Below are 13,950 nucleotides of genomic sequence, written 5' to 3' on the forward strand. Positions count from 1 at the left end.
GTCAGAAGAAACGATAGCCGACCGTAAGCCGCCAGGTCCGCGGTTCGCCAAGCGGAACATAGCTGGTGGAGCGGGTCGGGTTGTAGTTTTCGCGGTCGAAGAGGTTGCGGACGCCGACATTGATGTCCAGCCGCCCGATCGACAGGAACCCGTTCAGGTTCGTGAACAGCGCGGCCGGGATGGTATAAAGCCCCCGCGTGTCGATGAACGAACTGGACCGTCCGGTAAGGCCGGCGCCAAGTCCCGCCCTGGTCGTTTCACCGAACCGGTGCAGGTACGATCCATAGAGATTGTAGACGTCGCGCGGCTCCCCGGCGACCACGAAGCCGACGCTCGCCGACGGCTGGAGCAGGCGATAGTCGGTACGGGTGAACGCACCCGTCACCGTCAGGCCGCGTAGCGGCTCGCCGCTGACGTTCAGATCGATGCCGCGTCCCCGTGTGCCAGGCACCACGCGCGAGAACGCCGGGGCCAGGGGGTCGCGTTCGAACGCGATGTTCTGGCGGATGCTGAACCAGGACGCGTTGAGGAGCACCCGTTTGTTGAACAGATCCCATTTCACGCCGGTTTCGCTATTGCGGCTTTCGATATCGGGCAGGCGATTGCCAAGCCGATCGAACACGAACGTTGGTCGATACCCGTAAGCCAGGGTGCCGAAGACCGATAAGTTCTCGCTGATATCGACGACCGCACCGTAATTGGGCGTCGTTGCCGCAAGGTCGGAAGAGGACGAGCTGGGCCGGCGGCCGGTGATGATGCTGCTCGTCTGGATCTCGTTGCGGCGCAGGCCGGCCGAGAGATGGATAGGACCCAGACCGACGAGATACTGCCCGTAATAGCCCGTCTGCAACGTGCCGATCGTGCCCGTTTCGTTGCCGAACCGGACCGCGAGCGGCGGCAGCGCGGGCGGGGGCGTGGTCAGGAAGTTGTACGGAAACATGCCGCCGTCATCGGCATAGATCGCCTTGACGTCGGTATCGGTTCGCGTGAAGCCGGCGACCAGCTTGTGGGTGACGCTGCCGGTGTCGAACGCGATGCGGGCAAAGCTGTCGATCGCATCGCTTTTCGACGTCTGGCGCGTGCCGCTGCGCGACAGCAGCAACAAGCCGTTGTTGTTGAGTACCGCGAACGGCGAATATTGGCTCAGCGCGAAACTGACGTCCTGATGCTGCAGGCGTGCGACGACGGTCAGCCAGTCGGCCACCTTCTGCGTAATCTCGCCGTTGAACTGGGTGGTGCCGATCTGTACGCCCTGGTCCGGGCCACCCACCAGCCGGCGTCCGCCGGGCAGGTCGAACGGTTTGCCGGTCGTGGTGTTCAGCAGCGTGTAGGGCACCATGCCGAACAGCTGGTTGCTAAGCGACGCCGAGACGATGACATCGGTCACGGCATTCTTGTAGCGGATCGACGGCGCGAACAGATAATCCTCGTCGCCGCGATAGCCGCCGAAATTGCGGTCGGCATCCGCCACCGTCGCGATGATGCGGGCGCTGAGCCGATTGTCGTTCGAAATCGCGCGATTGGCGTCGAGCGTACCGCGGATCAACCCGAACGAGCCGGTGTCGGCCGACACATAGAGCCGCTCCTCGGCGTTCGGCTTCTTCGTAACGATGTTGATCGTGCCGCCCAGATTCTCACCGCCCAACAGGATCGCGTCGGGGCCTTTCAGCACCTCGATCCGTTCGATGTTGGCGAGCGACTGAGTGGTGCCTGCCGCGAAATTCGAGTTGGAAGCCGACGGCAGTCCGTTAACGGCGCCCTGCGCCGCAAACCCGCGCACCGAATAGCCGACGCCGCCCTGCACGGTCGCGGTGTTGACCACCACGCCACCGGCGTTGGCCAGCGCCTCGGCCATGGTCTGCGCCTGTTGCTGTTGCAGCAGCTTGGCAGAGATGACCTGGGTATTGCGGGCCTGGTCGCGCAGCGACTGGCCAAGGCGCGAGGAACTAGTCGCGCCACGAACCAGGACGTTCATTTCCGCCTCGTCTGGGCGGGCGACGACGAGGATGTCGTTCACGATCGTGATGACACCGGCGTCGTTCACGTCCACGGCGACCGGCAGCCCGCGCGTCGCCTGCGCCACCGCGTCGCGCGGCGACTTCGCATCATCGACCGGGCGCGACGTGATGCCCCGCACTGCGTCCGGATCGATGTTCAGCGGCGTGTCCCACTCCGCCGCAATCCGCTGCAACGCTTCGCTGAGCGGCAGCGCGGGCTGCGAATGGGTCTTCGCCTGTGCCACCCCCGGTACACAGGCGGCAAGCGCCAGTAGGCTGGCAGCGACGACGTGACGTGAACGCATGTTTTCCCTTGCCCTTTTTTGAGGTCCGTGCCCTGCCCGGCCGCCTTGTTGACGTACCGGCACGGACCGAATTCAACGATCCGGCTGGATCACCACCGGTGTCCCAAGCTTCAGATTCGCAAACTGATCGCGGATGGCCTGCCAGTCGCCGACCAGTACCCAGTGCACGTTGTTTGGATCGGCCAGCAGCCCCGCGGCGCTGCGCAACTGCTCCAGCGTCAGCGCGCGCAGTCGGTCCGGCCGGCGCACGACATCATCGTACGGCAACCCGTCCGATTGCGCCTCGGCCATTGCCTGAAGAATATCGGCATCTCCCTCCAGCTTCGCGGCATTCTGGTTCGCCGCGGCGGAAGCGATCCGGTCCAGTTCCGCCTGTTGCGGCAGGCGGTCGGTCGTCAGTCCGCGCATTTCCTTGATGAGTTCGGCGACCGATTCCCCGCTGTGGTCGCGCTCTACTCTGCCGGCCAGAATCCAGCGGCGTTCCCCGCGGGTGTCGTACAGCCCGGACCCGATGCCATAGGTCCAGCCCTTGTCGACCCGGAGGTTGCTGCCGATCCGGGCGGTGGAATTGCCGCCATACACCTCGTTCGCTGCCCAGGCCGCCGTCGCATCGACGCTGTCGGCGCCGGGTGCGGCGCGGAGGATCCGACCAGCCATGATGAAGGTCTGCGTCGCCCCCGGCCGATCGATGACGGTGAGCGAAGGCGTGGCGGTACCATGTGCCGGGGGAATCGCCGGTACCGGCGCGGCGAGCCCGGTTGCGGTCCAGCCGGCCAGCGCCTTCTCCAGCATCGGCTTCAACGTCGCCATATCGGCGTCGGCCGCCATATAAAGCGTCGCACGGTCGGGACGCACATGCCCCCGGACCCATTCTTTCACGGTCGCCGGGTCGATCGCCGCTACCGTCGGAACCTCGGCGGTCGGCTTCAGTGGGCGCCCATAAGGATGGCTGTCGCCGTACAGCGCGGCGTACAGGGCGCGTTCGGCGACGGCATTGCCGTTCGCCTGGGCAGCGGTCAGCATGTCGATCCGCGCCTTCTTCTGCGCAGCGAGCGCCACCGGCGACACGTCGAGCTTTGTCAATGCATCACCGAGGAACGCCAGGCCATCGCCGCGTTCGCCCGCGCCCCAACCCATTACCACGTCGGCGCTGTCGGCATCGACCATGTTGCCGGCCCAGCCCTTCAGTCGCTCCACTCGCTCGGCACGGGCACGTTGCTCGGGGGTCACCTTCCCCCCGGCAAGGAGATCGAAGACGAACGTCGCCATTTGTCGCGACGTGCCCGCGAAACCCGCATTGTCAAAGCGCAGGCGCACGACATCGGTCGTGGAACCGGGCCGCGGGACCAGCACGACCTTCAGCCCGTTCGACAGTTGCGCCTGCTGCACTTTCGGGAAGACGATCGGCGCAATCGTTCCTATCGGTGGCGGTCCCTGCGTCAGGTCGTAGCCGCCAGGGGTCGGCTGAAGTTGCGGCATCGGTCGCGCGATAAGGCGATAGCCGGGACTGCCATAGACAGGAGCGATCGTCGTGCGTACGCTGTCCGGCGTCGCGTTGCGCAGTTCGCGCAGATAGGTTTCGGCATATTCCGGGTCGGTCGTCTGCCCCGCGGCGCGCGCCAGTAGGAACGCCTTGCTCGACGTGCTGCCCTGCAACCCGACAAGATACTGGATGCGCGCGGCCCGCGCGGCTTCCAGTTCGTCGGGCGTCGGCCCGGTGGCGACATAGTTCGAGATGACGGCATCGACTTCCGCTTCGGCACGGGCCATCTGGTCGCCCGGAATGCCGTCGACGACGAAGCCCATGCGGCTCGACAGCCGCCCTTCGTCGAACGTCACGAAGGCAGCGGTGGCGATTCCCATCTCCTCGACCAGCCGCCTGTTCAGCCGCGACCGCGTGCCCGCCGCCATGATCTGCGCGGTGATGTCGAACGACGCGATGTCCGGCGACCCCTGGGGCGGGGCGATCCAGGTCGCGTAGATACGCCCCTTAGGCACCGCGCGATATACTTCGCGCCGGACCGGGCCCATCAGGGGCGTGCTGCGCGTCAGCAACCGGTCGAGCGGGAGGCGGGGGGAAAGGCCGCCGAAATATTTCTCGACCAGCCGCCGCGCGTCTTCGCCGGTCACGTCACCGGCCAGGATCAGCGTCACGTTCGACGGGCCGTAATAGGTGTCGAACCATTGCCGTGCCCCATCGACGGTCACGGCGTTCAGATCGGCTTCCTCGCCGATCGTGCTGTGGTGATACGGGTGGTCGGCGGGATACAGGTCGGCATAGGTGATCGCGTCGGTCGTGCCGTCGCTCTGCGCGGCGCGCTGGCGCTTTTCGTTCAGCACGACGCCGACCTCGCGCTTGATCCGATCGGCCGTCAGCGCTGGGCCGACATACCCCATCCGGTCGGCTTCGAGGAACAATACGCGCTCCAGCGCCGCCCTGGGGAAGGTTTCGTAGAAGCGGGTCGTGTCCTGGTTCGTGGCGGCGTTGAAGTCCGTCGCCCCCAGGTCGCGCAGCGAATTGAACGAATGCTGGTTCCAGTGTTCGCTGCCGTCGAGCATCAGATGCTCGAACAGATGGGCATAGCCATGCTGCCCTGGCTTCTCGTCCTTTGATCCGACATTGTAGACCAGCGTCGCAGTGACGAGCGGAACGCGCCGGTTGGTCTGCACCACCACCTTCAGACCGTTCGCCAGCGTGAACCGCGTGACCGGGTCGGTGATCGCCGCGCGCAGGGTTGCCGCTGCCTTGACCGGCGGTTTCGACGATGGACCCCGCGCTGTCGGAGGCAACGCGGAAGTGCCGTTCGCAACGGCGGCAATCAGCGCAACAATCGGAAAGGATGTACCCATCCCTCGACATTACCAATTGCAGCCGGCTTGGCTTCAGGCCAATCTCACAAAAGATGACCAGCCTGTCCTATCCCAACGACAAGGACAATTCCGACCCGCAGTCCGGTGGGGCAACGGCCGATACCAGTCAGGTCGAGCGCATTGTCCGCACCATCGCCCGAAGTATCGGCGAAGGCCGGTTGATCCCCGATCAACGGCTCCCGTCGATCCGGGCGATGGCCGCGCAGGAGGGCGTCAGTCGCGACACGGTACAGCGCGGTTATGACAAGCTGGTTGCCGGCGGACATCTGTACGCCCGTCGCGGTGCAGGATTCTATGTCGCGGCACCGGCGGTCGCCCGCCCCCGGGAAACGATGCCGCGCCCTGCGGTAGACCTCGAGCCGTTCCAGCTGATCCATTCGAGCCTGCCGCCCGAACGCTGCCCCGGCAGCGGCGTGCTGCTGCACGACGACGGGTCGATCGACGAGCTGCATCGGGTGGTGCGCGGCGTGGCTGCCAGCAGCCTGCGGCGGGGCGAATATGGGAGCCCCGCGGGGTATCTGCCGCTGCGACAGGAATTGCAGAACAAGCTGCGCATCGACGGGGTGGACGTACCATTGTCGTCGATCATGACCGTTCCGGGCTGCGTGGCGGGATTGAGCCTGGTCGTCCGCACCTTCATCCGCCACCGTTCCCTGGTGCTGATCGAAGAGCCTTCCTCGTTCATCCACACATCCGTCCTGCTGGCGCAGGGCGCGGAGATCATGCGCGTGCCGCGTGAGGCGGATGGCCCCGATATCGACGTGCTGCGGCTGCTATGCGAACGATACCGACCGGCCATGTTCCTGATGACGTCGGTGTTGCAGAATCCGACCGGCAGTTCGATTTCACTGCACAAGGCCCGCAAGCTGATCGAAATCGCAGCCGAATTCGACATGCTGCTGGTCGACGATGCGAGCTATGCCGATCTGGCACCTCTGTCCGGTGGGTCGGCGGCCGTTCCACTGATCGTCCTCGACCAGTTGGAACAGGTCATTCACGTCGGCGGATCGTCGCATATCCTAACACCTGATGTCGGCACCGGCTATGTCGTTGCGAACGAACACCGCATGGCGCTGTTGCGGCTCTTTCGTCCGGTGCAGGGGCTGGGCAACATGCTGCTTCAGGAACGCGTCCTGTACCGCGTACTGAGCGACGGTTCCTATCGTCGGCGATGCGAGCGTATCCGCGCCTACCTGGCCCAGCGCGCCACCATCGTCCGGCACGCTTTGGCATCGTCCATACCCGCCGCCATCGCACCGGTAGTGGGAGGCATGTTCCTGTGGGCCGACCTTGGCGCCGCGAGATCGGCGATGGGGATAGCGCGGCACATGTTGCGGCACGGATTTCTCACGGCACCAGGGTCCCATTTCTCCGCACCGAAACTGGATAGCTCCTTTATGCGGTTTAACGTCACCACGACGACCCCGACCGCGATATCGACGCTGGCTGAGTGCCTGTAGCGCGCATCTTGTCGGGTCGCACGCACATTTCGTCTATGTTTCCCGATGCTGCGAAGTCTATGCCCTCCCGGTAATTTGACCAGCAGGTTTTGCCGATTCGATGCGATACCAACAATCATTCAATCGATCGCTCAGGCAATAGGGTAATTCCATCTTTGCGAAAAACGACACGAAGGCATCTCAAGGTGAACATTATAGCAATGTAGCATTTCATACTCGGTTACCGCGAAATGCTTATGGTCAGGACTTGCCGATCACAGCCAGAAGATTACGGCAGAGAAAACGCCGCGGGGAATGCTTGATGGTCGTGAGAGCGTATCGACGGTGGCGCGCCGCAACGGCATGGCGCCGAACCTGCCGTATCGCTAGCGGCGTCTCATGCTGGAAGGTGAGGGCGTAGCGGTTGCTGGGGCGACGACGTGATCAGCAACCGGCAGGTCCGCTAGGCGGCGTCTGCATTTGAAGGATTCGCATTTGCGGTGAGTTCTGATTCAAGGCTGGCGAAGGAGCCGAGCCTAGAGCAGACGCACGCTGACGGATAAGCGATGGGAGCGGATCGCTGGATATCTTCCTAGCCGGGAGGGGACACGCGGTCGCAGCGGCGTGGACAACCGGCTGTTCGTGGACTTGATCCTGTGGATGGCTGGCAATGCGACGCGCTGGCGCGACCTGCCAGAGGTATTCGGCAATTGGACAGGGGTGCATGCCCGGTTCCGACGCTGGTCGCATGCCGGTGTATGGGAACGACTTTTCCATAGCCTGGCCGATACGCCGGACTGCGAGTACGTCCTGATCGACAGCACCATCTCGAAAATCCATGCCGATGCGGCAGGCGCAAAAGGAGGGCTGAAGCTGCCGCGATTGGGCGATCTCGGGGTGGCCTAACGACCAAACTGCATGCAGCCGTCGATGCCTTCGAGCTGCCGATCCGTATCCATGCGACGCCCGGCCAGCGGGGCGATCGCCCCTAGGCCGAGACGCTGCTGAATGGCTTGAAGGGCGTCGGCCACGTCATCCCCGATCCCGCTTATGACGCCGATCTCCTGCGCACCTTCATCGCCGACGACCTTGGCGCCACCGCGCAGATCAAGGCTAATCCAAGCCGAACCGCCAAACCTCCCATTGATTGGCGCCTCTACAAGTCAAGGCTAATCCAAGCCGAACCGCCAAACCTCCCATTGATTGGCGCCTCTACAAGGAACGCCATCAAGTCGCATGCTTCTTCAACAAGCGTAAGCGCTTCCGGCGCATCGTCCTGCGCTGCGAGAAAACCATTACCGCCTTCATGGGCTTCGTTCATCTTGCGTGCGGCATGATCTGGCTGCGCTAAATGCAGACGCAGTCTAATCCGACCAACCCGTTCGCGGTATACGGCACCGACGGTCGCATGATCGGGCTGCATGCCGATGCCATCAATGCGAGGATGAATGTCTTTTCGAGCGATAATAACGTGCCGTTTGACGTGCTCCCCGTCTTGTTACCACTCAAACGTAGAATCCTTGGGGTTCATGCTTAAGGGTTGAGGGGATGCCAACATGGTCCGGGGCATGCCCCGGACCATGTTGGCCGGCTATCTGGGCGGGGGCGCGCCCGCCGAGCTGGGAGTGGGGCCTGACGGTGTTGTAGTCGAGGCGCCAGGCTGCCAACACCGCTCTGGCGTGGGCCAGCGAGGTGAACAGTGTCTCGTTGAGGCACTCGTCGCGCAGGCGACCGTTAAAGCTCTCCAAGAAGGCGTTCTGGGTTGGCTTGCCGGGTGCGTAATGTCACTGGACCTGCCGTTCCTGCGACCAACGCAGGATGGCGACCGAGGTGAGCTCGGTGCCATTGTCGCTGACAATCAGGAGCGGCTTTGCTCACCGGGCAGGAGGAGAGGACGCTCGCGGCGCGACGGGCCGGGCTGCTCGAGACGAGGGTATGCCTGCGGGCCAACCGGCTCCTGCCCACCCTCGATCTTGGGGAAATCGAGACGCTCGACGCCTTCCTCTCCTCCCGCGTCGGTCCCGAGGCGGCTTCCCACCGACTGCGCCTGCCCCAATACGCCATTCCACTGCTGGCTCGGGAGGGCCTGATACGCCTCTCAGATAACCCGTACATCGCTCATCACTACGGACCGTTTGAGATCGACGAGGCCGAGTTCGTCCGCTTCGCGGACGTCCTTCGTAGGCGCGCCCCATCGTCCGATCTGCGTGACCCGGTTTCACTACGGGTGGCCGCCCGCGCGATCGGAGGAGGCGTCAAGCCGTGGGGAGCCATCTTCAGGGAGCTGATCACGGGTCGAATCCCCTTCGTGATGAAGAAGGTTTCAATCGAGGGCATCTTCCTGTCCGGATCGGATGCCGCGAGGATCAGAACCTTCGAGACCGAGGCCGAGGACGACGTGCCCATTCGGCAGGTCTCCCAGCGAGACGCCATCGAAATCCTGAACCTACCGCTCAAGCACGCCAACCTGCTTGTCAGCTCTCCAAAAGCCGGTCAGTCGCTTCGGCGTCCTATCGACTACGTGCTGACGCTCGCCCGCACGAGGGTGACGCTCGCCGAATTGTCTGCCCGAACTGCTATTCACCCGGCACGTTTGGAGCACATGTTGGATAAGCAGGGCTGCCCTCGGTAGGATGCGATCGGTTGGCTCAGGGACGATGTCGCGGGTTGGCTCGCCTACCTCTGACGATCCGGTGAACGCCGCTTCCACATTGATCGATCGCGCTCTCGCAGGGGCCGACGTCGTCCTGCGATGTTCGCTTAAGTGAAAAAAGCGAACGTCTTAAGGGTCAATGTCAAAGAAAATGGTGCTGCCGGTGAGGATTGAACTCACGACCTCAGCCTTACCAAGGATGCGCTCTACCACTGAGCTACGGCAGCACTCCGAGCCGAGGGGAACCCCCGGCGGCGGGAGGGGCCTATGTGCAGGCATTGGTCGGGAAGTCAAGCGACGGTTGTCGGATTAGCGAAGAAAAGCATAGAAAGCGCGAATGAACGACGACGAACGCAAGGCGCGGCTGGCACAGGCGCTTCGACAGAATCTCCGACGGCGGAAAGGGCAGGCGCGCGAGATCGCTGATTCGGTGCCGCAGGCCGAACCGGACACTCCGCCGGAGCAATAGGTCGCTACAGGTTGGCGCGTTGACAGCGTTGACACGGATCGCCACCCTGCCGGCAACGAACAGGGAGAGGTGTCATGCGTCGCTGGTGGTTGTTGCTGGTCGCGTTGCTGATCGGGCAGGCGGCATGGGCGGCGCCCGCCGCGCCGAACGGGTCGCCGGTCGCGTCGCACGGCCGGCTGGCGGTAAAGGGCAACCGCGTCGTCGATGCGCAGGGCAGGCCTTACGCAGTGCACGGCATGTCGCTGTTCTGGAGCCAATGGCAGCCGCGCTATTACGACCCGGCGACGATCGACTGGCTGGTGCGCGACTGGCGCGTGAGCGTGGTGCGTGCGGCGATCGGCGCGCAGTCGGGCGGATATGATGCGCAGCCTGCCGAAGAAACGAAGCGCGCCGAGACGGTGATCGATGCGGCGATCGCGCGCGGCATCTATGTCGTGGTCGACTGGCATGCGCATCAGCCGCGCGCTGACGATGCGGTCCGTTTCTTCAGCCATATCGCGCGCAGATATCGCGGCGTGCCGAACCTGATCTACGAGACCTATAACGAGCCGCTGCCCGAACATGGCTGGGCCGCGGTGCTCAAACCCTATCACACCCGCGTGATCGGGGCGATCCGGGCGATCGATCCGGACGCGTTCGTCGTCGCCGGCACGCGCAGCTGGTCGCAGGACGTCGACGAAGCCGCGGCCGATCCGCTGCCCTTCGCCAATGTCGCCTATACGCTGCATTTCTACGCCGCGACGCATAAGGCGGAACTGCGCGCCAAGGCCGATCTAGCGATGCGGCGGGGTATCGCGCTGTTCGTCACCGAATATGGGACCACCGCCGCCAATGGCGATGCGCCGATCGACGCCGCCGAGACGCGGACCTGGTGGGATTGGTGCGCGAGGAACGGGGTCAGCTATCTCAACTGGTCGGTCGCCAACAAGGACGAGGCGTCGGCGATCCTGAAGCCGGCGACTGTGGCGCTAGCCGGCTGGCAGGAGCGCGACCTGACCCAATCGGGGCGGCTGGTGCGGGGGCATCTGCGCGGGCTGCGCTGAGCGCGGCTTTCGTCGCGCGCCTGCGCATGGCATGGACGCGGGCATGACCGATCCCCGTCCGCTCGCCTATCGTCACGCACCTGGGTCCGGCCCGACGATCCTGTTCCTGCCCGGCTATGCGTCCGACATGACCGGGACCAAGGCGCTGGCGATCGAAGCCTGGGCGAAGGCACGGGGCCAGGCGTTCCTGCGGTTCGACTATGCCGGGTGCGGTGAGAGCCCCGGCGTGTTCGAGGAACAGACGCTGGCCGGATGGGTCGACGACGCGCTGGCGATGATCGACCAGGCGATCGAAGGGCCGGTGGTGCTGGTCGGATCGTCGATGGGCGGCTGGATCGCGCTGCTCGCCGCCCGCGCGCGACCCGACCGGATCGTCGGGCTGGTCGGCATCGCCCCCGCGCCTGACTTCACCGACTGGGGCTTTTCGCAAGCGGAGAAGATGGCGATGCTAACGCAAGGGCGGATCCAGCGGCCGTCGCCCTATGCCGATACGCCGACCGTGTTCACCCGCGCCTTCTGGGCATCGGGCGAGGCGAACCGGCTGATGCACGGCGAGGTGCCGATCGACGTGCCGGTGCAACTGGTGCAGGGACAGCGCGATGCCGATGTGCCGTGGGAGCGAACGGTCCATCTCGCGGCGCGGCTTCGTTCAGCCAATGTGCAGACGATCCTGGTTAAGGATGGCGATCATCGCCTGTCGCGCGACGGCGATATCGCGCTGATCCTGCGTGCGGTCGAGGATGTGTTGCCCTGATGTTGTCGCCGTTGCTGTTCCTTGCCCTTCAGGCCGCCGCCGGGCCGCAGCTTCCCGCTGGTGCCACGCCCGAGGCGCGCTACGACCAGTGCGTCGATGCGGCGACGACGACGCCCGATGTGGCCGAACGGATCGCGGGGCAGTGGCGGCTGGCGGGGGGCGGGTTCCTTGCCCGTCAATGCCTTGGCATGAGCTATGCGACGCGGCAGAAATGGGGCGCGGCGGCAGAGGCGTTCGAACAGGCGGCACGCGAGGCGGAAGTGGCGAAGGACGCCCGCGCCGCCAATTACTGGGCGCAAGCGGGCAATGCGCGACTGGCCGATGGCGATACCGCCGCGGCGGGGACCGCGCTGGATGCGGCGCTGGCCAGCGGAACGCTGACCGGGCTAGCGCGCGGCGAGGCGCAGCTCGACCGGGCGCGGGTGCGCGTCGCGGCGGGAGACATGGCAGGGGCGCGCGGCGACATCGATCGCGCGCTGAAGGACGCGCCGGCCGATCCGCTGGCGTGGCTGCTCTCGGCGACGCTCGCGCGCCGGACCGATGACCTGCCCCGCGCCCGGACCGATATTGCCGAGGCGGTGCGGCGGTCGGCCGATGATCCGTCGGTACAGCTGGAGGCGGGCAATATCGCCGGGCTGTCGGGCAATGCCAAGGCGGCACGCGCGGCGTTCGAGGCGGTGCAGCGGCTGGCCCCCGACAGTCCGCAGGCGAAGGCGGCGTCCGCCGCGCTCGACACGCTGCCGCCGGCCTGAGCGCGGTTGCGGTGGTGCGGTGGCGATCCGATATGCCGGGGCCTACCCCAACGGAGCCGCCGATGACCCGCTATCTCCACACCATGATCCGGGTAAGCGACCCGGACGCCACCATCGCCTTTTTCAAGATGCTGGGCCTGACCGAGGTCCGGCGCATGGACAATGACCGGGGCCGCTTCACGCTGATCTTCCTCGCCGCGCCGGGGCAGGAGGGCGTGGCCGAGGTCGAGCTGACCCATAATTGGGACCCCGAAGCCTATAGCGGCGGGCGCAATTTCGGGCATCTGGCGTTCCGGGTCGACGATATCTATGCGACGTGCCGGCGGCTGATGGATGCCGGGGTGACGATCAACCGTCCACCGCGCGACGGGCACATGGCGTTCGTAAAGACGCCTGACGGCATCTCGATCGAGCTGTTGCAGGACGGATCGCTACCCGCCGCCGAACCCTGGGCATCGATGCCCAATGTGGGGACGTGGTGATGGAGGTCGTCCGCGTCCCCGTCCTTTCCGACAATTATGCGTGGCTGCTGCACGATAAGCCAAGCGGGGAGACGGTGGCAATCGATCCGGGCGAGGGGCAGCCGTTGCTCGACGCGGCGGCGGAACGGGGCTGGACGATCACGGCGATCTGGAACACGCACTGGCACCCCGACCATGTCGGCGGCAATGCGGAGATCAAGGCGGCGACCGGTGCCGAGGTGACCGGGCCGGAGGCGGAGCGGGCAAAGATCGCCGATCTCGACCGCGGCGTCGGCGAAGGCGCGATGCTGTCGATCGGTGAGCACCACGCGACCGTGTGGTCGGTGCCCGGCCATACCGCTGGGCATATCGCGTTCCACTTTGCCGACGATGCGCTGCTGTTCACCGGCGACACGCTGTTCGCGATGGGCTGTGGGCGGCTGTTCGAAGGGACGGCGGAACAGATGTTCGCGAATATGCGGCGCTATGCGACGCTGCCGGCCGATACGCGGGTCTATTGCGGCCACGAATATACGCTGTCGAACGGGCGCTATGCGCTGGTCGCCGAGCCGGACAATGCGGCGATCGTCGAGCGGATGGCGGCGGTCGAGGCGATGCGCGCGAAGGGCGATGCGACGGTGCCCACGACGGTCGGTGCCGAACTGGCGACCAATCCGTTTCTGCGCAGCGCTTCGGCTGAGGAACTGGCACGGCACCGCGCGGCGAAGGATGCGTTCTGATCGGTAGAGGAGAGTCGGCATGAAACGATGGGCATGGACGGCGGCGCTGTTGCTGGGCGCGTGCGCAACGCCGCAGCAACAGGCGGAGACGCAGGCGAAGCGAGATCAGTTGCTTGCCAAAACGCTGGAAGGGCGGGTCGCGGGCAAGCCCGAAAACTGCCTGCCGACCGGGTTCATCGACGGGCCGCAGATCGTCGGCGATTCGCTGATCTATCGCCAGAGCGGCAAGCGACTGTGGCGGACGCAGGTGCGCGATCGCTGCCCGTTCCTGCGCGACGACCAGATCGTGGTGTCGATCCTGTACGGGACGAATGTCTGCCGCAACGATCGCTTCCGGCTGGTCGACCGCGGCGTGCCGATCGCCTCGGGTGACTGCACGTTCGGGGACTTCGTGCCGTATGACAAGGTTGGATGAGACCAGTCCATTCCGTTTGGTTCGAGCTTGTCGAGAACCTGGGTGGCCCAA

11 protein-coding genes, 1 tRNA gene and 3 pseudogenes are annotated in these 13,950 nt (G+C 65.1%); 11 read left to right on the forward strand and 4 right to left on the reverse strand.

From position 1 onward, the window contains the following. Window position 1 precedes the first annotated feature (1 nt). Window positions 2-2,302 (reverse strand): TonB-dependent siderophore receptor, encoded by a 2,301-nt coding sequence (locus tag ACTHQV_RS05055; RefSeq protein ID WP_440488683.1) that lies wholly within the window; start codon window positions 2,300-2,302, stop codon window positions 2-4. 72 nt (window positions 2,303-2,374) lie between these two features. After that, window positions 2,375-5,092: a M16 family metallopeptidase gene (locus ACTHQV_RS05060; RefSeq protein WP_440488684.1), complete on the reverse strand. Its 2,718-nt coding sequence runs from the start codon at window positions 5,090-5,092 to the stop codon at window positions 2,375-2,377. Here ACTHQV_RS05060 and ACTHQV_RS05065 point away from each other — a divergent pair. The 3 genes and pseudogenes from ACTHQV_RS05065 to ACTHQV_RS05075 all read left to right on the forward strand — a co-directional run bounded on the left by ACTHQV_RS05065 (window position 5,068) and on the right by ACTHQV_RS05075 (window position 7,963). Then, on the forward strand, window positions 5,068-6,633 hold the full coding sequence (locus tag ACTHQV_RS05065) for a PLP-dependent aminotransferase family protein (RefSeq protein ID WP_440488686.1): 1,566 nt from the start codon (window positions 5,068-5,070) through the stop codon (window positions 6,631-6,633). The genes ACTHQV_RS05060 and ACTHQV_RS05065 overlap by 25 nt on opposite strands. Before the next feature lie 297 nt (window positions 6,634-6,930). Continuing rightward, window positions 6,931-7,076 (forward strand): annotated as a pseudogene (locus ACTHQV_RS05070) (IS3 family transposase); the annotation flags it as partial. Between the two features lie 88 nt (window positions 7,077-7,164). Continuing rightward, window positions 7,165-7,963 (forward strand): annotated as a pseudogene (locus tag ACTHQV_RS05075) (IS5 family transposase). A gap of 154 nt (window positions 7,964-8,117) precedes the next feature. On the opposite strand, the pseudogene ACTHQV_RS05080 reads toward ACTHQV_RS05075, so the two are convergent. Next, window positions 8,118-8,483, reverse strand: a pseudogene (locus ACTHQV_RS05080) (integrase core domain-containing protein); the annotation flags it as partial. Between ACTHQV_RS05080 and ACTHQV_RS05085 the strand changes: the two are divergent. Continuing rightward, complete coding sequence (locus tag ACTHQV_RS05085) at window positions 8,483-9,244, forward strand: hypothetical protein (protein ID WP_440488687.1); 762 nt, start codon at window positions 8,483-8,485, stop codon at window positions 9,242-9,244. The pseudogene ACTHQV_RS05080 and the gene ACTHQV_RS05085 sit on opposite strands and share 1 nt — an antisense overlap. 173 nt (window positions 9,245-9,417) lie before the next feature. Here ACTHQV_RS05085 and ACTHQV_RS05090 read toward each other — a convergent pair. Then, window positions 9,418-9,492: transfer RNA gene (locus ACTHQV_RS05090), tRNA-Thr, on the reverse strand. A 110-nt stretch (window positions 9,493-9,602) separates the two neighbouring features. Between ACTHQV_RS05090 and ACTHQV_RS05095 the strand changes: the two genes are divergently transcribed. The 7 genes from ACTHQV_RS05095 (at window position 9,603) to ACTHQV_RS05125 (ending at window position 13,899) form a co-directional block, all read left to right on the forward strand. Beyond that, window positions 9,603-9,734 carry a hypothetical protein gene (locus ACTHQV_RS05095; protein ID WP_440488688.1) on the forward strand — a complete coding sequence of 44 codons (132 nt, stop codon included), beginning with the start codon at window positions 9,603-9,605 and terminating at the stop codon, window positions 9,732-9,734. A gap of 74 nt (window positions 9,735-9,808) precedes the next feature. Continuing rightward, window positions 9,809-10,777, forward strand: coding sequence for a glycoside hydrolase family 5 protein (locus ACTHQV_RS05100; protein ID WP_440488690.1), 969 nt, complete (start codon window positions 9,809-9,811; stop codon window positions 10,775-10,777). Between the two features lie 43 nt (window positions 10,778-10,820). Next, entirely contained in the window at window positions 10,821-11,531 is a 711-nt protein-coding gene (locus ACTHQV_RS05105) for an alpha/beta hydrolase (RefSeq protein WP_440488692.1), read from the forward strand. Continuing rightward, window positions 11,531-12,283, forward strand: a complete 753-nt coding sequence (locus tag ACTHQV_RS05110; RefSeq protein WP_440488693.1) for a tetratricopeptide repeat protein — start codon at window positions 11,531-11,533, stop codon at window positions 12,281-12,283. The genes ACTHQV_RS05105 and ACTHQV_RS05110 overlap by 1 nt, the downstream gene beginning before the upstream one ends. A gap of 62 nt (window positions 12,284-12,345) precedes the next feature. Then, on the forward strand, window positions 12,346-12,765 hold the full coding sequence (locus tag ACTHQV_RS05115) for a VOC family protein (protein WP_440488695.1): 420 nt from the start codon (window positions 12,346-12,348) through the stop codon (window positions 12,763-12,765). Next, window positions 12,762-13,484 carry a hydroxyacylglutathione hydrolase gene (gene gloB / locus ACTHQV_RS05120; RefSeq protein WP_440488883.1) on the forward strand — a complete coding sequence of 241 codons (723 nt, stop codon included), beginning with the start codon at window positions 12,762-12,764 and terminating at the stop codon, window positions 13,482-13,484. The genes ACTHQV_RS05115 and gloB overlap by 4 nt, the downstream gene beginning before the upstream one ends. 19 nt (window positions 13,485-13,503) lie before the next feature. After that, window positions 13,504-13,899: a hypothetical protein gene (locus ACTHQV_RS05125; protein WP_440488697.1), complete on the forward strand. Its 396-nt coding sequence runs from the start codon at window positions 13,504-13,506 to the stop codon at window positions 13,897-13,899. Window positions 13,900-13,950 lie beyond the last annotated feature (51 nt).

The organism is Sphingomonas sp. SAFR-052 (assembly GCF_051965015.1).
GTDB lineage: Bacteria > Pseudomonadota > Alphaproteobacteria > Sphingomonadales > Sphingomonadaceae > Sphingomonas.

Excerpts from the sequence above, each read along its gene's own strand:
- ACTHQV_RS05115 (WP_440488695.1), top strand. The coding sequence starts at position 12,346 with ATGACCCGCTATCTCCACACCATGATCCGGGTAAGCGACCCGGACGCC.
- ACTHQV_RS05105 (WP_440488692.1), top strand. The coding sequence starts at position 10,821 with ATGACCGATCCCCGTCCGCTCGCCTATCGTCACGCACCTGGGTCCGGC.
- ACTHQV_RS05100 (WP_440488690.1), top strand. The coding sequence starts at position 9,809 with ATGCGTCGCTGGTGGTTGTTGCTGGTCGCGTTGCTGATCGGGCAGGCG.
- ACTHQV_RS05125 (WP_440488697.1), top strand. The coding sequence starts at position 13,504 with ATGAAACGATGGGCATGGACGGCGGCGCTGTTGCTGGGCGCGTGCGCA.
- ACTHQV_RS05055 (WP_440488683.1), bottom strand. The coding sequence starts at position 2,302 with ATGCGTTCACGTCACGTCGTCGCTGCCAGCCTACTGGCGCTTGCCGCC.
- ACTHQV_RS05110 (WP_440488693.1), top strand. The coding sequence starts at position 11,531 with ATGTTGTCGCCGTTGCTGTTCCTTGCCCTTCAGGCCGCCGCCGGGCCG.
- ACTHQV_RS05095 (WP_440488688.1), top strand. The coding sequence starts at position 9,603 with ATGAACGACGACGAACGCAAGGCGCGGCTGGCACAGGCGCTTCGACAG.
- ACTHQV_RS05065 (WP_440488686.1), top strand. The coding sequence starts at position 5,068 with ATGGACCCCGCGCTGTCGGAGGCAACGCGGAAGTGCCGTTCGCAACGG.